Origin of the sequence: Pontixanthobacter aquaemixtae, assembly GCF_009827395.1 — a bacterium.
GTDB lineage: Bacteria > Pseudomonadota > Alphaproteobacteria > Sphingomonadales > Sphingomonadaceae > Pontixanthobacter > Pontixanthobacter aquaemixtae.
Genome location: NZ_WTYX01000002.1, coordinates 490,489 through 508,523, shown reverse-complemented (window position 1 = coordinate 508,523; position 18,035 = coordinate 490,489). Strand labels below are relative to the sequence as shown.

General features: G+C 58.2%; 22 protein-coding genes. 14 read left to right on the top strand and 8 right to left on the bottom strand.

The window, feature by feature from the left end:
• Positions 1-152: 152 nt before the first annotated feature.
• Positions 153-1,142 (bottom strand): sulfur carrier protein ThiS, encoded by a 990-nt coding sequence (gene thiS, locus GRI41_RS11475; protein WP_160605127.1) that lies wholly within the window; start codon positions 1,140-1,142, stop codon positions 153-155.
• 16 nt (positions 1,143-1,158) lie between these two features.
• Positions 1,159-1,542 carry a MerC domain-containing protein gene (locus tag GRI41_RS11470; protein ID WP_160605126.1) on the bottom strand — a complete coding sequence of 128 codons (384 nt, stop codon included), beginning with the start codon at positions 1,540-1,542 and terminating at the stop codon, positions 1,159-1,161.
• Positions 1,543-1,637: 95 nt separating this feature from the next.
• Here GRI41_RS11470 and GRI41_RS11465 point away from each other — a divergent pair, with 95 nt between their 5' ends.
• From GRI41_RS11465 to rpsI, 4 genes are all read left to right on the top strand, one after another.
• Positions 1,638-2,699 carry a COX15/CtaA family protein gene (locus GRI41_RS11465; protein ID WP_160605125.1) on the top strand — a complete coding sequence of 354 codons (1,062 nt, stop codon included), beginning with the start codon at positions 1,638-1,640 and terminating at the stop codon, positions 2,697-2,699.
• Entirely contained in the window at positions 2,696-3,007 is a 312-nt protein-coding gene (cutA, locus tag GRI41_RS11460) for a divalent-cation tolerance protein CutA (RefSeq protein ID WP_160605124.1), read from the top strand. Before GRI41_RS11465 ends, cutA begins: the two co-directional genes overlap by 4 nt.
• A 176-nt stretch (positions 3,008-3,183) precedes the next feature.
• Entirely contained in the window at positions 3,184-3,663 is a 480-nt protein-coding gene (rplM, locus tag GRI41_RS11455; protein ID WP_160605123.1) for a 50S ribosomal protein L13, read from the top strand.
• Complete coding sequence (rpsI, locus tag GRI41_RS11450) at positions 3,663-4,187, top strand: 30S ribosomal protein S9 (RefSeq protein ID WP_160605122.1); 525 nt, start codon at positions 3,663-3,665, stop codon at positions 4,185-4,187. The genes rplM and rpsI overlap by 1 nt, the downstream gene beginning before the upstream one ends.
• A 67-nt stretch (positions 4,188-4,254) precedes the next feature.
• Here the strand turns inward: rpsI and GRI41_RS11445 are convergent, their stop codons facing one another.
• Together GRI41_RS11445 and GRI41_RS11440 are read right to left on the bottom strand one after the other, a co-directional pair.
• A complete protein-coding gene (locus tag GRI41_RS11445) occupies positions 4,255-5,007 on the bottom strand; it encodes a metallophosphoesterase family protein (RefSeq protein WP_160605121.1) in 753 nt (250 codons plus the stop codon).
• On the bottom strand, positions 5,004-5,270 hold the full coding sequence (locus GRI41_RS11440) for a hypothetical protein (RefSeq protein WP_160605120.1): 267 nt from the start codon (positions 5,268-5,270) through the stop codon (positions 5,004-5,006). Before GRI41_RS11440 ends, GRI41_RS11445 begins: the two co-directional genes overlap by 4 nt.
• A gap of 221 nt (positions 5,271-5,491) precedes the next feature.
• Here GRI41_RS11440 and GRI41_RS11435 point away from each other — a divergent pair, with 221 nt between their 5' ends.
• Both GRI41_RS11435 and GRI41_RS11430 read left to right on the top strand, forming a co-directional pair.
• Complete coding sequence (locus GRI41_RS11435; RefSeq protein WP_160605119.1) at positions 5,492-5,785, top strand: UrcA family protein; 294 nt, start codon at positions 5,492-5,494, stop codon at positions 5,783-5,785.
• Positions 5,786-5,938: 153 nt separating this feature from the next.
• Entirely contained in the window at positions 5,939-6,871 is a 933-nt protein-coding gene (locus tag GRI41_RS11430) for a flavin reductase (protein ID WP_160605118.1), read from the top strand.
• Between the two features lie 12 nt (positions 6,872-6,883).
• Here GRI41_RS11430 and GRI41_RS11425 read toward each other — a convergent pair whose 3' ends face one another.
• From GRI41_RS11425 to GRI41_RS11415, 3 genes are all read right to left on the bottom strand, one after another.
• Positions 6,884-7,624, bottom strand: a complete 741-nt coding sequence (locus GRI41_RS11425) for a LytR/AlgR family response regulator transcription factor (RefSeq protein ID WP_160605117.1) — start codon at positions 7,622-7,624, stop codon at positions 6,884-6,886.
• An 8-nt stretch (positions 7,625-7,632) separates the two neighbouring features.
• Positions 7,633-8,853, bottom strand: coding sequence for a sensor histidine kinase (locus tag GRI41_RS11420; protein WP_160605116.1), 1,221 nt, complete (start codon positions 8,851-8,853; stop codon positions 7,633-7,635).
• Between the two features lie 97 nt (positions 8,854-8,950).
• Complete coding sequence (locus GRI41_RS11415; RefSeq protein WP_202388800.1) at positions 8,951-10,471, bottom strand: fumarate hydratase; 1,521 nt, start codon at positions 10,469-10,471, stop codon at positions 8,951-8,953.
• A gap of 169 nt (positions 10,472-10,640) precedes the next feature.
• Here GRI41_RS11415 and GRI41_RS11410 point away from each other — a divergent pair, with 169 nt between their 5' ends.
• The 5 genes from GRI41_RS11410 (at position 10,641) to GRI41_RS11390 (ending at position 15,973) form a co-directional block, all read left to right on the top strand.
• A complete protein-coding gene (locus GRI41_RS11410; RefSeq protein ID WP_235901207.1) occupies positions 10,641-11,279 on the top strand; it encodes a protein-L-isoaspartate O-methyltransferase family protein in 639 nt (212 codons plus the stop codon).
• A gap of 4 nt (positions 11,280-11,283) precedes the next feature.
• On the top strand, positions 11,284-12,789 hold the full coding sequence (locus tag GRI41_RS11405) for a TolC family outer membrane protein (RefSeq protein ID WP_160605114.1): 1,506 nt from the start codon (positions 11,284-11,286) through the stop codon (positions 12,787-12,789).
• 26 nt (positions 12,790-12,815) lie between these two features.
• The gene (locus GRI41_RS11400) at positions 12,816-13,307 is read left to right on the top strand and encodes a DUF2497 domain-containing protein (RefSeq protein ID WP_160605113.1); all 492 of its coding nucleotides are present in this window, start codon (positions 12,816-12,818) and stop codon (positions 13,305-13,307) included.
• 78 nt (positions 13,308-13,385) lie between these two features.
• Positions 13,386-15,575: a S9 family peptidase gene (locus GRI41_RS11395; protein WP_160605112.1), complete on the top strand. Its 2,190-nt coding sequence runs from the start codon at positions 13,386-13,388 to the stop codon at positions 15,573-15,575.
• Positions 15,572-15,973, top strand: a complete 402-nt coding sequence (locus GRI41_RS11390) for a (2Fe-2S) ferredoxin domain-containing protein (RefSeq protein WP_160605111.1) — start codon at positions 15,572-15,574, stop codon at positions 15,971-15,973. The genes GRI41_RS11395 and GRI41_RS11390 overlap by 4 nt, the downstream gene beginning before the upstream one ends.
• A gap of 28 nt (positions 15,974-16,001) precedes the next feature.
• Here the strand turns inward: GRI41_RS11390 and GRI41_RS11385 are convergent, their stop codons facing one another.
• Positions 16,002-16,298, bottom strand: a complete 297-nt coding sequence (locus GRI41_RS11385) for a hypothetical protein (protein WP_160605110.1) — start codon at positions 16,296-16,298, stop codon at positions 16,002-16,004.
• A 109-nt stretch (positions 16,299-16,407) separates the two neighbouring features.
• Between GRI41_RS11385 and GRI41_RS11380 the strand changes: the two genes are divergently transcribed.
• From GRI41_RS11380 to xth, 3 genes are read left to right on the top strand one after another with little or no spacing between them, the layout of a single operon-like run.
• The gene (locus GRI41_RS11380; RefSeq protein WP_160605109.1) at positions 16,408-16,839 is read left to right on the top strand and encodes a CBS domain-containing protein; all 432 of its coding nucleotides are present in this window, start codon (positions 16,408-16,410) and stop codon (positions 16,837-16,839) included.
• A 31-nt stretch (positions 16,840-16,870) separates the two neighbouring features.
• Positions 16,871-17,200 (top strand): iron-sulfur cluster insertion protein ErpA, encoded by a 330-nt coding sequence (gene erpA, locus GRI41_RS11375; protein ID WP_160605108.1) that lies wholly within the window; start codon positions 16,871-16,873, stop codon positions 17,198-17,200.
• The gene (gene xth, locus GRI41_RS11370) at positions 17,200-17,991 is read left to right on the top strand and encodes an exodeoxyribonuclease III (protein ID WP_160605107.1); all 792 of its coding nucleotides are present in this window, start codon (positions 17,200-17,202) and stop codon (positions 17,989-17,991) included. The genes erpA and xth overlap by 1 nt, the downstream gene beginning before the upstream one ends.
• Positions 17,992-18,035 lie beyond the last annotated feature (44 nt).

Here is an 18,035-nt window from a genome sequence, read left to right as displayed (position 1 = left end):
CTTGGAATGGTCCGATCCGCCAACGGACGGATCGCAAGGCCGGAGTCGAAGCCGAAGGCGTAGGCGGCCAAAGGGCACCTGCGCGGCCGCCCGATCTGGTGGGAGGTAGCCAACGAATTCGGACGCATTCCGCCCGACGAATGAGGGTCGAATCAAATAAGCCCGGCCAGCGGGCTGCTCGGGTCAGCATATTTGCGCGTACCCATCCGGCCGGAAAGATAAGCGTGTCGGCCTGCTTGCACCGCGAGCTTCATCGCATGCGCCATTTTCAGTGGATCTTTTGCTTCGGCAATGGCGGTGTTCATCAGAATGCCGTCGCAACCGAGTTCCATACCGACCGCTGCGTCTGATGCCGTGCCGACGCCGGCATCGACCAGAACAGGGACATTTGCACCTTCTACGATAAGCCTGATGGTAACGCGGTTTTGGATGCCAAGGCCCGATCCGATCGGTGCGCCCAGCGGCATCACCGCGACCGCGCCTGCTTCCTCCAACTGCTTCGCCGCGATTGGATCGTCGACACAATAGACCATGGGCTTGAAGCCTTCTTTGGCCAACGTTTCGGTGGCTTGAAGTGTTTCGCGCATATCGGGGTAAAGCGTGCGCGCTTCGCCAAGAACCTCGAGCTTGACCAGTTCCCAGCCGCCCGCTTCGCGCGCCAAGCGCAAAGTCCGGATCGCCTCATCGGCGGTGAAACAGCCCGCGGTATTGGGAAGATAAGTAATCTTCTTGGGGTCGATATAGTCGGTCAGCATTGGCGCTTTCGGATCGGAGACGTTGACCCGGCGTACAGCGACCGTGACGATTTCGGCGCCAGAAGCCTCAACCGCGGCGGCGTTCTGTTCGAAATCCTTGTATTTGCCGGTACCAACAATCAGCCGTGACGTGAAGCGTTGCCCGGCAACTTCCCAGCTGTCACTTTCACCCGCATGGTCGCCTCCGCCGACGAAATGGACGATCTCCAGGACATCCCCGTCGGCCAATGCAACTTCTGCAAGCGTCGAACGCGGTACGATTTCGCTATTGCGTTCAACCGCGACCTTCGCCGGATCGAGATCGAGTTCCTGCACAAGCGCGGCAATGGTGCTAGCAGTGGATTGGCGGCTTTCGCCGTTGACGGTGATGGAAAGTGTCTGGCTCATGCCAGCCAGATAGCGGTCAATCCGCCTTAGGCAAGTGCGGGCGCAAGTTGAGAATGTGGCCGATCGACACCAAAGTCACACCAATCACGGTCAAGACCACTTCGTGAACACCGTGCGGTACGGCCAAGGCCCCGCCCATGAAGGTCAAACCCATCATCGCAATTACGAAGGGGGCCGCGCGCCGGTGCTGGATTGCGCCCCATCCGATTGCGACCGCTGCGATAACCAGCGCCAGCGCCAGTCCAATGCGATGTATCGCCGGTGCGAATAATAGCTCACCGCCTATTCCGAGGGCCGAAACGATAAGGATCGAGAGCAGGCAATGTGCAACGCACAGGCCCGAGAGGACCACGCCCGCACGATCTAGACGTGCGCGAATCGATTGAAATGTGCGGCTCATGTCCCGGAGCATGTATGTTATAGTGTAACATTTCGCAAGGTGTCTTGCATAATATCGTCTTGTGCATTGCGGATCACAATAGCATTGGGGGCGCCATGAATAATGCATCTTCCCAGAGCGACGCCATCGGCGCGCCGACACCCAATCTCGGACGACCAGATCTGCTCGCGCGGTGGCTGTTTGCCGTAGCGGTCCTGATTGTCGTGATGGTCATCGTTGGCGGGATCACCCGGCTAACCGAATCGGGATTGTCGATAACCGAATGGAAACCGCTGACCGGGGCCATTCCCCCGCTCAACGAAGCGCAATGGCAGGCAGAGTTCGAAGCCTATCAGAAGATCGGCGAGTATAAGCAGATCAACGGCCCTGCCGGAATGACTCTGGCGGATTACAAATTCATCTATTTCTGGGAGTGGTTTCACCGATTCCTCGGGCGGTTGCTGGGTCTGGTCTATGCGCTTCCGCTCGCATGGTTTTGGGTCAAAGGGCAGATTCCTACCGGCTACAAATGGAGGCTGCTGGCGTTGCTTGCGCTGGGCGCGATGCAAGGTGCGTTCGGCTGGTTCATGGTCCGCTCCGGACTGTCCACCGAAGTAACCGATGTCAGCCATTTTTGGCTCTCCATCCACTTGCTAACGGCGCTGTTTACCCTGGGCGGGCTGGTTTGGACCGCGCTTGATCTTCGCCGCCTCAACAGCATTCCCGAAGCACGGCCCGCGCGCCTTACCGGCCTTTCGCTTCTGGTCATCCTGGTGCTGTTTATCCAGTTGCTGCTCGGCGCGTGGGTTGCCGGGCTCAATGCTGGACTTGCGTCGGATAGCTGGCCGTTGATGCAGGGCCGCCTGGTTCCCGAGTTCGATGCATCGAAGGGGCTGTTTTTGGCGATCACGCATGATCCGTTCCTTCTTCACTTCCTCCACCGCTGGTGGGCTTGGGTTGCGGTTATCGCGCTGGTGGTTCTGGCGCGCAAAGTCCGCCCTTTTGACCGGCGGGCATCGATTGCAATTCACTCCGCATTTGGAATTCAGATCCTGCTCGGCATCGCGACGGTTTGGACCGGAGTTGACCTGTGGGTGGCCACTGCACATCAGGCTGTAGGCGCATTGCTGGTGGCTGCCGTCGCGTGGGGGGCGCATCTGCTGGGCCGCAAAGCGTGAGCGCGCTGATCTGGACCGTTTTCGCTGACAAGCAGCAAGCGGCGGAAATTTCCGGCAAGCTAGTCGAAGAGAAGCTGGTCGCCTGTGCCAATATGATGGATGGCGTTACATCGCTGTTCCTATGGCAAGGCACGGTCGATACCGCCAATGAAGTAGGCGTGTTGTTCAAGACGGACGGCACGCTGCTGAATAAAGCCGTGGCACGGCTCGAGGCGCTGCATCCCTACAACACGCCAGCAATATTGGGCTGGAAATGCGATGCCAGCGCCGGTGCTACCGCCGCTTGGCTCAAAGATCTGACAGGGTGAGAATCAGCCTGCGCAAATAAATACGGTATTATTTTACCTCCCCCGTGATGCGCGGATTTGCTTGACTTCTGCGCCCTAAACCATCATTTCGCGCGCTCTTCGCGGACCTCGGTGAGAGATTCGTGAGCCCGGCAGCACTTCGGTGCCGCATCAGATTTTAGGAATGGACACAGCCCATGAAGGCTCTCAGCAAAGTGACTCAGTCGGTAAAACCGGCTGACGTCGAAAAGAAATGGCATCTCATCGACGCGGAAAACCTCGTCGTTGGCCGTCTGGCTGCTATCGTCGCGAACCTGCTTCGCGGCAAACACAAGCCAAGCTATACCCCGCATGTCGATTGTGGTGACCACGTGATCATCATCAACGCCGACAAGGTGAAGTTCACCGGCAACAAAGCCGCGAACAAAGTCTATTACAAGCACACCGGCCACCCCGGCGGCATCAAGGAAACCACGCCCGAGAAAATTCTCGAAGGCAAGTTCCCTGAGCGTGTTCTTGAAAAAGCAATCCAGCGCATGATCCCGCGCGGCCCGCTTGGCCGTGACCAGATGCGTGCCCTGCACCTGTATAAGGGCACCGAGCATCCACACGATGGCAACAAGCCCAAAGTGATGGATGTTGCCTCGATGAACCGCAAGAATAAGGCGTCTGCATAATGGCCGATACCAAAGATACCGTCTCCGATCTGGCTGATCTGAAAGACATCGCTGCTGACGCACCTGCTGCGGACGCTGAAACCGCTGAGAATGTGGTTGTCGAAACGGCACCACTGCGCGAACAGGAAATCGACGATCTCGGCCGCGCCTATGCAACCGGCCGCCGTAAAGATGCCAAAGCGCGCGTGTGGCTGAAGCCCGGCACCGGCAAGATCACAGTCAATGGTCGCGATCAGGAAGTGTATTTTGCACGTCCGACTCTGCGCCTGGTTCTGAACCAGCCCTTCACCATTACCGAGCGTGAAGGCCAGTATGACATTATCGCGACCGTTCGCGGCGGCGGTCTGTCGGGCCAAGCCGGTGCAGTGAAGCACGGCATCAGCCAAGCCCTGACCAAATACGAGCCTGCGCTTCGCAGCACGGTCAAAGCCGCTGGCTTCCTGACCCGCGACAGCCGTGTGGTTGAACGTAAGAAATACGGTAAAGCGAAAGCACGCCGTAGCTTCCAGTTCTCGAAGCGTTAATTCACTTACGTTTTCGATTTCAAAAAAAAAGGGGCGGTCCGGAAACGGGCCGCCTTTTTTTCGGCGCTCAGCTTTCTAAACCGAACACCCTCTGCTCGACGCCAAGCCCTTCGGTCGGATCATAGGTCACAACATTATAGCCGGGCTCGGCGCCGCGCAGCCGTGTCGACAATGTTCCCGCGCCGACCATTCGCACAGACCGGTTGCCCGAGGCGCGAGTCAAATCGAAAGGAACATGGACGTGACCCGTCAGAATCGCATCGACACCCGCATCAGCCAAAGCAGCAAAGGCTGCATCGCCGCCAATCGTCGGGTTCTTCTCGTCCGGCTTTGCCGGCAATAGGGGGTGGTGGCAGCTGACAATCAGAAAGCGCCCATCACCCGATAGCGCCTCGACCTCCCGCAATGTCGCCGCCAACGCATCTTTGTGCACATAGCCGTCGGACCATGGGAAGCGCGGCTGGATACGCACGGTGGTCTTGAGCGAGATGATCACGCAATGGTCGAATGACAATATCGCCCCGACCGAATCCGCAAGAGCGCCATACCTTTTATAGGGCTGCGTGAATCGTTCCCACAGATTGTAATAGGGCATGTCGTGATTGCCCGGCTCAAGCGTGACCGGCACTTTCAGGCTTTCGAAGAAAAGGCGGGCCTGATCGAACTGTTTGTGCGTTGCGCGTTGGGTAAGGTCGCCGGTGCATATCACGGCATCCGGCTTTTCAGCGTGAACAGCATCAGCAAACCAGGCCATCGCGTCGGTATGTTCCACACCGAAATGAACATCGCTCACATGAAAAAGGCGGATGGGCGCGGTCATATCTTGCCCGACAGGATCAGCCAGCCCGACAGCCCGTTGATAACCGAATAGATCAAATACCCCCAGGCAAGACCGGGCCAGCCATTCGTCACAAGCAATAGGGCGGCAACCAGAACCAGAAATTCAAGACCAAAGGCAATGCGCCTTCCATTGGCATGGGCAAGCCACGGAATTTGCCCGATCATCGGGTGCCCGCTCTGCATTACCGCCTTGTGCAGCGCGAAATTGCCGATCCCGAGGAGGAATATGAGCGCGATAGCCATGAACGCTCTAGTGCATAATCGCTCGTCGCTTCGCAAGCGCCGTTCGTCCTGCATTTTCAGCCGCCCGTCAAAATCGGCGCTCTTGGTCGAGCAATTGCAGCACGCGATCGACGCTGTGCTGCATCCCTTTCGCTCCCGGCCTATTCCAATAGTCGCCCGAGAGGCAAAGAGACGGACCTTTCACCCCCCTTCACCGGAAAGGTCCGCATGGAGGAAGCACTATGAGAAAGTCACTAATCACCCTTGCAGCCATCAGCGCGGCATGTACCGCAGCCCCTGCCTTCGCCGACAGCATTTCGATCCAATATCGCGATCTGAATCTGAGCACCGCCGAAGGTCAGGCGAAGCTCGAACAGCGCATCGACCGCGCAGCAAAGAAGGTCTGCAAGCTTGGCGATCACACAATGGGCACGCGGATTTCCGACCCGTCGGCCAAAGCGTGTTATGCCAAGGCCAAGAAGCAAGCGTCGCGGCAGATGGCTGCGGTGGTGCAGGATCGTAATCTCGGCGGTTGAGGATCCCCCGACAACCGAGACGTCCCTGCGAACCCCTAGACATGCGCAGGGCCAGGCCCGAGCCGGTTCAGTCCCCCGGCCCGGGCCTTTTTCGTGATTGCAATATCGCGCGAGAGCTCTTCCTAAGTCGGGGAAAAATGCTACTGCGACGCGGTGCAGAATAGTAGCAATCCGGAAATTGAGTTTCGCAATGCTCTGGGCTCGTTTGCGACCGGAGTAACCATCGCAACAACAATGGGCGGCGATGGCCAGCCCGTCGGGGTGACTGCCAGCAGCTTCAACTCGGTCAGCCTCGATCCCCCGCTTGTCTTGTGGTCATTGGCAAAAAGCAGTCTTTCGCGCGAAGCCTTCTGCAATAGCGGCCATTTCGCAATACACGTACTGGCCGCTAGCCAGGAGGCGCTGTCCAATCTTTTCGCCCGCTCGGGCGAAGACAAATTCGCTGCGGTTGATTGGTCGGTTGGCGAACTCGGTTCGCCCATATTCAGCCACCATGCGGCCTTGTTCGAATGCCGCACCAGACATCAATATGAAGGCGGCGATCACATCATCCTGGTAGGCGAAGTGGTGTCGTTCGATGCCCGAGACGAAGCGCCATTGCTGTTTCATGGCGGGCGCTATGTGGAGCGTCGCCCGAGACCGGTTGGCGAGGCGGGCCAATCGATCGACATCGAACATGGCCAGTTCAGCGACGACTTTCTCTTTTACCTGCTCTCGCGGGCGCATTTCCACACATCGCGCCCGACGCGAGAGAAGCTTGCCGAAAACGGCTTGTCGATGGAAGAATATATGGCGCTGGCGATGCTGGCCATGGAAGCGCCACTGTCAGGCGAAGCGATTGCCGAACGCCTACCGCACACGGGGCACAAAGACGGCAATTTGCTTGCCAGCATGGAAAGCAAGGGGCTCATCTGCGCCGGTTCGGATGGATATGATCTGGCCGATAGCGGGCGCAAATTGTTTGTCGAAATGCTTGCTTTCGGCAAAGCGCTTGAAGCTGATCTTGCCGACCATTTCACCGAAGGCGAAATTGCCGAGACCAAACGTGTCTTGCGGCGGATTATCGAGCTTACAGGCGAGGGGTAGGCGCGGCGCGCTTTACCGCCCGGCCATTGCTTTCACTTTGGGCAGATAAGTCCGCCCGATCCGCAGCGCCTCTCCATCTTCCAGCTCGACCGACCATACGCCCAGCCCGTCATGCCTGAGTCCGCGAATACTGTCGCGGCGCAAAATGGTGGAGCGATGGATGCGGATAAACTCTGCCGGATTTAACCGTTCTTCCAGACCGGCAATTGTCTGGAGCAGTAAATAAGTGCGCTCACCGACATGAAGCCGCACATAATCGCGCTCTGCATCGATCTGGCTGACTTGCGACACCTCGATCCGCAGTAGCTCGCTGCGATGGGGCACCCACAATTCGGCCAGCCACTCGCTTTCGGCAGATTCGCGTTCGCCGCGGCGCGCCATGGCGCGATCAATCGCCCGTCCCAATCGCTCGGTCGCCACCGGTTTCAGGACGTAATCCACTGCATCCAGATCGAATGCCTCGACCGCGAAATTATCATGGGCGGTCACGAAAATTATCGCCGGGCGATGGTCCATATCCGCCAATGCGCGAGCCACCGAGAGGCCGTCGACTTCGGGCATGGTCATGTCGAGCAAGACCAGATCGGGCCTGAGCGCTTCAATCAGGCGCAGCGCAGCCGATCCATCGCTTGCAGTGCCGACAACCGCGAGATCTTTCAGCTTCGCACAGATGACTTGCATCCGCTCTACGGCGAGCGGTTCATCATCGACAATCAGGGTGCGAAGGGCGGTATCGTTTCCGGTGTCAGCCATAATATGCGCTAGTCATGTTTCCTGAGAGGGACGCGAATCTCGGTCGAATAGCCAGTCTCGGTGGGGCCTGCTGTAATCGTCGCTTCATTGCCAAAGCGCGCCCGCAAGCGGTCCCGAACATTGGCAAGACCGATGCCGAAGCCCGGTTCGGCTATGTCTTTCGAACCGGGGCCGTCATCGCTTACCGTAAGCGCCAGCCGGCCATAATCCTCGCGCGCGGCAACCCGGATGCGGACCGGGCGCGTCAGCGGCGCGACGGCATATTTGACCGAATTTTCGATCAACGGCTGCAATATCATTCCCGGAATTCGCGCATCTTGCAGATCGTCGGGAAGGTCGATTTCGATAATCAGTCGCTCCGGAAAGCGGATCGATTCAATCTCTAGATAATGCTGCTGGAGGGCAAATTCGTCAGCCAGGTCGACATCCGATGTCGTATCATCGGCAAGACTGTGCCGGTAGAAACTGGAGAGCGTCTGAATCATTTCCTCGGCGCGATCGGCTTTGCCAGTCATTACCAATGCGCTGAGTGAGTTGAGCGAATTGAACAGGAAATGCGGATTTACCTGATAGCGCAGCGATCGCAGCTCTGCCTCTTTGGCTAGTCGGCGAAATTCGCTTTCACGCCGCTCGGCCACTTTCACTTGCGCGATCGCCAACAATGCAAAATAGAGCGATGACCACGCCAGCAGCAGGAAATAGCGCCCGATCGCAATATCGACGATTGCCTTCCAGCTATCCCAGCCGGTTGGCGCCGTGGCGATCAGCACTTCCTGTGCGGGCAATTCTTCATCAATCGAATCTGCAGCATCGCGGTTCTGCGGGACTTCGATAAAGATGTTGCCCGATTCGTCGCGCCGGATGCCCACGCCGCGTTCCTTGCCCATCCGTTCGGTAATCTTGTCCTGGACTGACCAGAATGCAGCCTGGTTCACTTGCGCGACGAGGACCGCCGCGGGCAGCGCCAGAATCAGCGCGGCGCCCACTTTCATCCATAGTGGGCGTGCATCGAACAGCCGCAAGAGCAGCCACAGAACCATGGTGATTGCGAGGCCTGCGAGCGTTACGATTCCCCGCCGCCACAGCATGTCGAATTGCGGTTCGAGCCCGACAATCGAACCGCGCAATGTCGTGAGCAGGAAATAGCATAGCCACAGCCCGATCATCGAGATCAAGACCGTCCGGAACGGGACGCGCGCAGGGGTATGGGGGGATAGTTCGGTTTCCATATTTATATCCCCGCCTTAGCCTGCAACGCGCAAGCGAGGCCAGCGCCGTCGTCGAAATGACTCGGCCCTTCGTCGAGCGCGCTGGTCGGTCGGTCGTTCAGGCGAGCAAGCCTTCCTTGGCGATCCTCTCTTTCCAGCGGGCGGGCGCCAAGGTGTGTACGTTGTTTCCGGCGCTGTCGACGGCGACGGTTACCGGCATATTTTCCACGGTGAATTCGTAGATTGCTTCCATGCCCAGATCTTCGAATCCGACCACTTTGGCTTCCTTGATCGCGCGCGAAACAAGATAGGCCGCCCCGCCCGTCGCCATCAGATAGGCCACTTTAAAACGGCTGATCACATCCACCGCATCCGCACCCCGCTCTGCCTTGCCGATCATCGCCAGCAAGCCCTGATCGAGCATCATTTCGGTGAATTTGTCCATCCGCGTCGCGGTGGTCGGGCCGGCCGGTCCAACCGCTTCGCCCATCACCGGATCGACCGGACCAACATAATAGATCGCGCGGCCTCTGAAATCGACCGGCAGTTCTTCGCCTTTGGCGAGCATATCCTGGATCCGCTTATGCGCGGCATCGCGACCGGTCAGCATTTTGCCCGAAAGGAGCAGACGGTCACCATGGTCCCAGCTTGCCACTTCCTCTTGCGTCAGATTGTCGAGATCGACGCGTTTGGCCTCGCTGTCTGGCTGCCAATTGACATCGGGCCATTCGTCCAGCTTGGGCTGCTCCAAATAGGTCGGACCCGAGCCATCGAGAGTGAAATGCGCATGGCGTGTTGCCGCGCAATTGGGAATCATCGCAACCGGTTTCCCCGCCGCATGGCACGGCGCATCATAGATTTTCACGTCCAGAACGGTGGAAAGCCCGCCCAGGCCCTGCGCGCCAACCCCTTGCGCGTTGACCGCATCGAAAATGTCGATCCGCAATTGTTCGATATCGCTGCTGGCGCCGCGCTGTTTCAGCTGCCCCATATCGATCGGGTCCATCAGGCTCTGTTTGGCCAGCCGCATGCAATGTTCCGCGGTGCCGCCGATTCCGATCCCGAGCATTCCCGGCGGGCACCAGCCAGCACCCATCGAAGGAATTTGTTCGAGCACCCAGTCGACGATGTTGTCGCTCGGGTTCATCATTTTGAACTTGCTCTTGTTCTCACTTCCGCCACCTTTGGCTGCGACGTCGATTTCTACAGTGCTACCCGGCACCATCTCCACCGATAGAACGCAGGGCGTGTTATCGCGGGTATTGCGGCGCGTGAAAGCGGGGTCCGCCAATATCGACGCGCGCAGCTTGTTTTCCGGATGCATATAGGCCTTGCGCACGCCATCATCGACCACGTCCTGCAAACTGCGCTTGGATTCGAGGCGGCAATCCTGCCCCCATTTGACGAACACATTGACGATGCCGGTATCCTGGCAAATCGGACGATGCCCCTCTGCGCACATCCGGCTGTTGGTCAGAATTTGGGCTATCGCATCTTTCGCTGCCGGGCCTTGCTCGGCCTTGTAGGCTTCGCCCAGAGCCCGGATATAGTCCATCGGATGGTAGTAAGAGATATATTGCAGAGCGTCTGCCACGCTCTCGATCAGGTCTTCTTCAGTGATGCGGATAATGTCGCTCATCGATTCCATACTCCTACCGGTCGATTGGGCCTCCCATAGGCGCGCGCACCCTCTAGCGTCAAAGCACTTGGCCCACCGCTACCTTGCCACTAAGGCCGTTTCGATTTTTGAAGTCTCTGACCGATTTCGGAGAATTGACTAGCTGTATTATCGATGTAATACAGATCAAATGAGTAGAGATGCTATGACTTTGACCAAAACAAAGCCGGGATCGCCCGCTGGCGACAGTGCCGGTTTTGCCGCTGCACGGCGTTCGATGATCGATAGCCAGCTGCGCACAAGCGGCGTGAATGACGAATTCGTTCTCGCGCGGATGCTGGACGTTCCGCGCGAAAAGCACGTTCCCGCAAGCGCGCTGGGAACCGCCTATATTGACCGGTCAATTCCGCTTGAAAACGGCCGCCGGATTGCGGCGCCATTATTTTACGGAATGGTTCTGACCGAAGCCCGGCCGACTGCCGAGGATAGCGTCCTGGTGGTGGATGCAGGAAGTGGATACCTTCCGGCTCTGGTTAAACCCATTGTCGCTTCGGTTGATGTGATCGACCCGCAAGAGGCGGCCGCAAAAACCAGCAAGCGCAAGACCTATTCGCTCATTCTCGTTGATGGTGCTGCTGAAGCCATTCCAGCGACGCTTGTGAAGCGCCTGGCAGCAAATGGGCGGATCGTAACCGGAATTGCCACAAAGGGTGTGACCAAGCTGGCCATCGGACAGAAAACGGGTAGCGATCTTGCGCTCCTTCCGCTTGCCGAAACCGGCATCCCCCGCCTCGCGGAATTTGACGCGCCTAAGGGCTGGAGCTTCTAGAAATATGTCAAAGCGGTTCGGCAAATTGGCGCTGCTCGCCGGTGCGGCAATTGTCGCTACCCCCGCTTATGCAGATACGCTGCGCGAAGCCTTGGTTGAGGCGTACCAGACCAATCCGACGCTGCAGGCTGCGCGGGCAAACCAGCGCGCTACCGATGAGAATGTGCCGATCCAGAAGGCCAGCGGACTGCCCAGTGTCAGCAGTACGGTTACACAGACAGAATTTCTCAAGCAGAATTCGACCAGTTTCTTTACGCCGAACCGCGTGCTCAACGCCGATGTCGATCTGGGTGTGCCGATTTATTTGGGCGGCTCGGTCAAGAACGGAATTCGCGCCGCGAAAGAGCGTGTCGAAGCGGGTCGAGCGGATTTGCGCGGAACCGAATCGGCAATTTTCAGCCAGGTCGTTGCAGCCTATATGGACGTGATCCGCAACGAGGCGATCGTTGCCTTGTCGGCCAATCAGGTAGATGTTCTCTCGGTCAACCTACAGGCCACCGAGGATCGCTTCGAAATTGGTGATTTGACCCGCACCGATATTGCGCAATCTCAGTCGCGGCTGGCCGTGTCCCAAAGCGATTTGCGCTCTGCACAGGCCAATCTAATTTCAGCGCGCGAAACCTATATCCGTCTGGTCGGATCAGCGCCTGATGATCTGCAGCCGCCTCCGCCATTGCCCGGCCTTCCCGACACGGCGCAAGAAGCGGTATTTTTCGCTTTAGAAAACAACCCCGATCTGATTGCCGCCAAGGAGCGCGCAGAAGCTGCCGGATATGATGTGGATGTCGCAGGCGCAGGTCGGCTGCCCACTGTCAGCCTGTTCACGCGCTACAATTACCAGAATTTCCTCGGTAGCGTCCCCGATATTCCGGTAGATCCCAACGATCCGAACGGCCCGACCGTGCCGAGCGCGCAAACCGCCACCGGCGCGCAAGCCGGCGTGCGGCTGAGCATCCCGATTTTTCAGGGTGGACGGCCCGCCGCCTTGCAGCGGCAAGCCAGCGCGCGTGCCAGCGCTGCGTTTGAACAAGTGATCGCTGCCGAGCGCGACGTCATCGCCCAAGTCCGCGCTGCTTACTCCAGCTGGCAGGCGGCCAATGCGATTATCGAAAGTTCACGAACGGCGGTGGCTGCCGCTGAACTGAGCCTCGAAGGAACCCGCGCCGAAAACTCGATCGGCAACCGCACCATTCTTGATGTGCTCAACGCTGAACAGGAATTGTTGGCTGCGCGTGTCCAATTGGTCACAGCCCGCCGCAATGCCTATGTTGCCGGCTTCAGCCTACTGGCTGCGATGGGCCGCGCTGAAGCTCGTGATCTGGGTCTCGATGGCGAGGGTCTGCTTTACGATCCGACAGTCAATTTTGACCGCGTTAAGGACAAGTTCTGGGATTGGGACCGTGACCCTGATCCGGTCGCGGTTTCGACACGCACCGTTGACATTCCTGCTCCTGACGCAGACATTCCCGCAACAGAGGCGACACAGGTCGAATCAGACAGCGGTCAATAAGCCGCGATATCGGGGGCGAAGCTATCATGCGCCAGCAAGGCGAAGCGTCAGTTGAGGAAATTCTTGAATCGATCAAGAAAGTGATTGCGCGCGACAACCGTGCAAGCGCTGGAGCACAGCGGCGCAAGCGTGAAGAAGAAGGCTTAATCGAAGGCGCAGCTGAAACCGGTGACGACGCGGATGCCGAAGAGATTCTCGATCTGGGCACGGCTGAGCTTATTGAAGAAGGCGATCTCGAATTCGAGGATGCCGATCTCTCCGACTCAGAGGAAGACGATACGCCGCTGACCACAGATTCTGCGCGGACAACTATGCGGGAAAATCTAGCGGCCTTGGCCATGATGGCGGAACCCGGCGTCCCGCCACAAATCGTCCGTTCCGGAGAAACTTCCTTGGAAGGTCTGGTCCGCGAAATGTTGCGGCCAATGCTTGCCGAATGGCTTGATGCCAACTTGCCTGGCATGGTCGAAAAGATGGTCAAAGACGAGATTTCGCGGATTGCCGGGAAACGCGACTAAGCCAGCTTTGAACCAGCTCGCACAAATAGAGAGATGACGGGGCTTGCGCCTTACGGGTGAGCGTCTAATCCTTCGCGCATGATCAAAAAACTAGCGCTTTCCGCTTCACTCGCCGCATTGGCAATCGCCAGCCCCGCCCGCGCGGATGACCATTCCGCACCAGCCGCCAGCTCTGAAGATCGTCCGCCGATGAGCGCGGCCGATCTGGTCACCATGCCGCGGCTTGGTTCCCCCACGACAACGCCCGATGGGAAGTTCGCCCTCTATTCGGTCACTACGACAGAACCGGAGAGTTTCGCGCGCTCCACGGCGCATTTTCTGCAGGATTTGACCGATACCAGCTCCGCCCCAGTCGCGGTTGATCTGGGTGGATCGGCGCATAGTCTTGCTTTCGGTTCAGACAGTTGGCTGTATTTCCTGTCCGATCGCCCGGCGAGTGACGCACAAGAGGGTGAAATCGGATCGACACAAGTATGGAGAGCCGCACTCGAAGCGAGCGGCAATGTCACCGGTCCTATGCAAGTGACCGATCTCCCCACCGATGTGCAGGGGTTTCAAGTGTCCCCCGACGCGGCAAAGATCGCGGTTTTTGGTGATGTAGGCCGCGACTGCGTTGCCTTCGGTTGCGAAGGCGATGCAAAAGCCCATTTGCCCGGACCGGGAACGGGCCGGCTCTATGATGCCGAAGGCGGTTTCTACCGGCATTGGGACACATGGGAAACGCCGGGAACCTATAACCGCCTATTCGCTTTCGATATGGTGGATGGCAAAGCAGTGGGCACCGGTTCGGCGGCCGACGGGCCCGATGGCGAAGATGCGCTGGTTGGAGACACGCCGACCAAACCGTTCGGTGGCGGCGAACAGATCGCCTGGGCGCCCGACAGCTCCGGATTGTATTTCTCTGCCCGGAAAGTGGACCGGGATGAACCGGCCTCAACCAATGTCGATATCTATTGGTCGTCGCTCGATGGCAATGCGCCGGTCAATCTGACCGATGCCAATGAAGCCTATGACAATTACCCGGCACCCTCGCCCGACGGAAAATGGCTTGCCTATGCGGCAATGGAACGCGCGGGGTATGAATCCGACCGGTTGGTTATCCATCTGCGCAATGTCGCGACAGGCGAAACGCGCGCATTGACCGAAGGATTTGACCGATCCTTCGGTTCGTTCACTTGGACACCCGATTCCCGGTGGATCATCGCGGGTGCGCAGGACGTTCTCGACACGCCAGCTTTCAAAATCGATCCGAGAACCGGCGCGGTGGAGCGGCTCGATCTGATGGCCGGAAACGAAGCGCGTATTGGCGATGTCACGCCCCTGCCGGGCAACCGCATGTTGTTCACCCGCAACTCAATCGGCGCCCCTTCGGAGCTGTTCCTGTCCAGAAACTTTGGCCAGGCTGAACCGCTTTCCGATGTCGCGACCACATTCATGGGCGAGCGCGCATCGGTTGTGACGACCCGGTTCAACTTTGCCGGGGCAGAGGGTGAAACGGTGTGGGGCCAGATCACCAAGCCCGAAAATCACACAGGTCGTCTCCCCGCAATTCTTTACGTTCATGGCGGCCCGCAAGGGTCCTTCAATGATGGTTGGTCCACTCGCTGGAATCCCAAAGTGCTTGCCAGCCAAGGTTATGCAGTGATCTCAGTCGATTTCCACGGCAGCACCGGTTACGGGCAGGATTTCACGGACTCGATCAACCGCGATTGGGGCGGCAAGCCGCTGGAGGATCTGCAGAAAGGTCTCGCCGCGGCGCTCGCTTCGGACCCGCAGATTGACGGCAGCAAGGCGTGCGCGGTGGGCGCATCCTATGGCGGCTTCATGATGAACTGGATCGCCGGAAAATGGCCCGACCGGTTCGATTGTCTGGTCCAGCATGACGGTTTGTTCGACATGCGCAGCTTCTATTATTCGACCGAAGAACTGTGGTTTCCGCGGTGGGATTTTGGCGGCTCCTATGCCGAGGCAAGCGAAGAGTATGAGAAATACAACCCGGTCAATCACGTCGAGAACTGGAAAACGCCAATGCTCGTGATTACCGGCGAAAAGGATTATCGCGTTCCCTATTCGCAAGGGTTGCAAAGTTTCACCGCCCTGCAGGAGCGCGGCGTTCCCGCGCAGCTTCTGGTCTTCCCCGACGAAAACCACTGGGTGCTCAAGCCGAAGAACTCGCTGCAATGGCACAATACAGTATTTGCCTGGCTCGATCGGTGGTTGGGCAAGGATTCGATTGCTCCGTCGGCACCAGCAATTGCCGAAGAATGAGCAATCAGGCGGATCTGGTCCGCGCGCAGCTTGCCCTCGCTAAAATAGGCGGAGAAACGGTCGAGCGAGAGATTTTTCTCTGCGCGGTGTCGGAAAAACAAAAGTGCTGCGCCTATGAAGACGGCGCGCGCGCGTGGAATTTCCTCAAGCGGAGGCTCAAGGAACTGAAGCTGGTCGGCCCGAAACAGGCCGATGGCTCGGGCGGCGTACAGCGTGCCAAAGCCGATTGCCTGCAGATTTGCGCCTCAGGCCCAATAGCGGTCGTGTGGCCCGACCGTGTCTGGTATCATTCGTGTACAGAGGACGTTCTCGAACGGATCATCCAGGAGCATCTTATTGGCGGGGAGCCGGTGGAGGAATTCAGGCTGCGCGATCCGGCCCATGAAGCCGGCACATGAAACTGGAATATGAAGCCAGCCGGCAGGCTTAGTCGCCAGCTTCGCTATCTTCTGATTTGCCAGTTATGCTTTCATCATGGCCGCTGGCGTTCGACAGGAACACCAGCCCCATCAAGGCCGACGTCAGCAGCATCATGCCCCCGATCGCCAGCGCGGTTGCGATGTAGAAATGCACCGAGGCCGGGCTTTCACCATCATAGAGGAGCGCCAGGGCCAGCACGACCACGCCGATTGTGACAAACAGCATAAAGCGCATCAGCCGCTTATACCGGGCCCAAGCGAAGGCGGCAGTTTCCGGATTATCGAGTGGCGATTTGGGCAACATACGCGCCTCATGCTCTTGCGAAGCAGCGCATGCAATATCTGTTTACCAAACCGATTCGCAATTACCCGCGCTTCGTGGCACACTCTGCGCGGAAAAGAGGGATAGATAGATGGAAATTTCCCAATTGATAGCGGGCCGGGCGAGCTCCGACATTTTCACATGCGACGTCAATGATGCTGTGGGCGATGTTGTCGCCACGCTTGCAGGAAAACGGATTGGCGCTTTGCCGGTTATGGAGGGAAGTCAGCTCGCCGGAATTTTTTCCGAACGCGACGTGATTTATCGTATGGCTGATGAAGGCTCGGCCTGTCTTGAAAAGAAAGTCGGAGAAGTGATGACCGCCCCGGCGATTACGGTCGAGACGACTGCCAAGGTCGATGAAGCCCTTGGCCTGATGACTCGCCGCCGCATCCGCCACTTGCCCGTGGTCGAGAATGGGGTGATGTGCGGATTTATTTCGATCGGTGATCTGGTGAAGGCGCGTATGGATCAGGTTGTTCTGGAGGCAGAAGCGATGCGGAGCTACATCCAGACCGCTTGAGCCATTCCATTCGAATGCCTACATAGGCCCTATGTCGAACACGCTGACACTAACCGAATCTGCTGCGAAACGCGTCGCTTGGATTGCAGAGAAGCAAGCCAAGCCGGCAATTTTGCGCCTTTCCGTCGAGGGCGGAGGGTGCTCGGGTTTTCAATACAAATTTGATTTGGCCGACGGATCCGAGGATGATGATATGGTCAGCGAAACCGATGGTGTGAAGTTGGTGGTCGATCCGGTTAGTCTGGATCTGGTTGGCGGAAGCGTGGTCGATTTTGTCGAATCGCTGGGCGGCGCCGCGTTTAAGGTGGAAAACCCCAATGCCGCGGCAGGCTGCGGCTGCGGATCGAGCTTCGGCATCTAGTGCGGATCGCCACTTACAATATCAACGGCGTGAAGGCGCGCCTGCCGCGGTTGCTCGAATGGCTCGAGGAAACCCGCCCCAAAGTGGCCTGTTTGCAGGAGATCAAATCGCAAGATGACGGTTTCCCTGCGCATGAGTTCGAGAAGATTGGCTATAAGGCGATCTGGCATGGGCAGAAGAGCTTCAACGGCGTTGCCATCCTTGCCGATGGCGTCGAGCCGATAGAGACCAAGCGCGGGCTCGGTATCGACGGGCCCAAGGAAGGCGAGGGCGAACAGGCGCGATATCTGGAGGCGGATGTTGGCGGCGTTCGGGTCGCTTGTATCTATTTGCCCAATGGCAACCCGCATCCCGGGCCCAAATTTGACTACAAAATCGCGTGGATGGAGAAGCTGCGCGCGCGAATGGCCGAATTGTGGGCAGAGGAAATCCCCTGCGCGGTGGTAGGCGACTATAATGTCATTCCCGAAGATGATGATGTTTGGGCGCCCAAGGCAATGGCGGCCGACGCATTGATGCAGCCCGAATCGCGCAATGCATATGCGCAATTGCTTGCCGATGGATGGACCGACGCGGTGCGCACACTCAATCCGCGCGGCGGAGTATGGACCTATTGGGACTTCCAGTCGGGCGCATGGCAGCGCGATCACGGTTTCCGGATAGACCATTTGCTGCTGACACCAGAGCTTGCCGACCGGATTACGGCAGTGGGCGTCGACAAGGAATATCGCGGACGCGAGAAACCGAGCGATCACACCCCTGTCTGGGTCGAGATCGCCGCGGCCGGTTAAGTTCCCAAGCGAAAAAGCCCCCTCCGTGATCTGGAGAGGGCTTC

Coding starts and splice junctions, on each gene's coding strand:
- thiS (WP_160605127.1), bottom strand. CDS start 1,142: ATGAGCCAGACACTTTCCATCACCGTCAACGGCGAAAGCCGCCAATCC.
- GRI41_RS11470 (WP_160605126.1), bottom strand. CDS start 1,542: ATGAGCCGCACATTTCAATCGATTCGCGCACGTCTAGATCGTGCGGGC.
- GRI41_RS11465 (WP_160605125.1), top strand. CDS start 1,638: ATGAATAATGCATCTTCCCAGAGCGACGCCATCGGCGCGCCGACACCC.
- rplM (WP_160605123.1), top strand. CDS start 3,184: ATGAAGGCTCTCAGCAAAGTGACTCAGTCGGTAAAACCGGCTGACGTC.
- rpsI (WP_160605122.1), top strand. CDS start 3,663: ATGGCCGATACCAAAGATACCGTCTCCGATCTGGCTGATCTGAAAGAC.
- GRI41_RS11445 (WP_160605121.1), bottom strand. CDS start 5,007: ATGACCGCGCCCATCCGCCTTTTTCATGTGAGCGATGTTCATTTCGGT.
- GRI41_RS11440 (WP_160605120.1), bottom strand. CDS start 5,270: ATGGCTATCGCGCTCATATTCCTCCTCGGGATCGGCAATTTCGCGCTG.
- GRI41_RS11435 (WP_160605119.1), top strand. CDS start 5,492: ATGAGAAAGTCACTAATCACCCTTGCAGCCATCAGCGCGGCATGTACC.
- GRI41_RS11425 (WP_160605117.1), bottom strand. CDS start 7,624: ATGGCTGACACCGGAAACGATACCGCCCTTCGCACCCTGATTGTCGAT.
- GRI41_RS11420 (WP_160605116.1), bottom strand. CDS start 8,853: ATGGAAACCGAACTATCCCCCCATACCCCTGCGCGCGTCCCGTTCCGG.
- GRI41_RS11415 (WP_202388800.1), bottom strand. CDS start 10,471: ATGAGCGACATTATCCGCATCACTGAAGAAGACCTGATCGAGAGCGTG.
- GRI41_RS11410 (WP_235901207.1), top strand. CDS start 10,641: ATGAGTAGAGATGCTATGACTTTGACCAAAACAAAGCCGGGATCGCCC.
- GRI41_RS11405 (WP_160605114.1), top strand. CDS start 11,284: ATGTCAAAGCGGTTCGGCAAATTGGCGCTGCTCGCCGGTGCGGCAATT.
- GRI41_RS11400 (WP_160605113.1), top strand. CDS start 12,816: ATGCGCCAGCAAGGCGAAGCGTCAGTTGAGGAAATTCTTGAATCGATC.
- GRI41_RS11395 (WP_160605112.1), top strand. CDS start 13,386: ATGATCAAAAAACTAGCGCTTTCCGCTTCACTCGCCGCATTGGCAATC.
- GRI41_RS11390 (WP_160605111.1), top strand. CDS start 15,572: ATGAGCAATCAGGCGGATCTGGTCCGCGCGCAGCTTGCCCTCGCTAAA.
- GRI41_RS11385 (WP_160605110.1), bottom strand. CDS start 16,298: ATGTTGCCCAAATCGCCACTCGATAATCCGGAAACTGCCGCCTTCGCT.
- GRI41_RS11380 (WP_160605109.1), top strand. CDS start 16,408: ATGGAAATTTCCCAATTGATAGCGGGCCGGGCGAGCTCCGACATTTTC.
- erpA (WP_160605108.1), top strand. CDS start 16,871: ATGTCGAACACGCTGACACTAACCGAATCTGCTGCGAAACGCGTCGCT.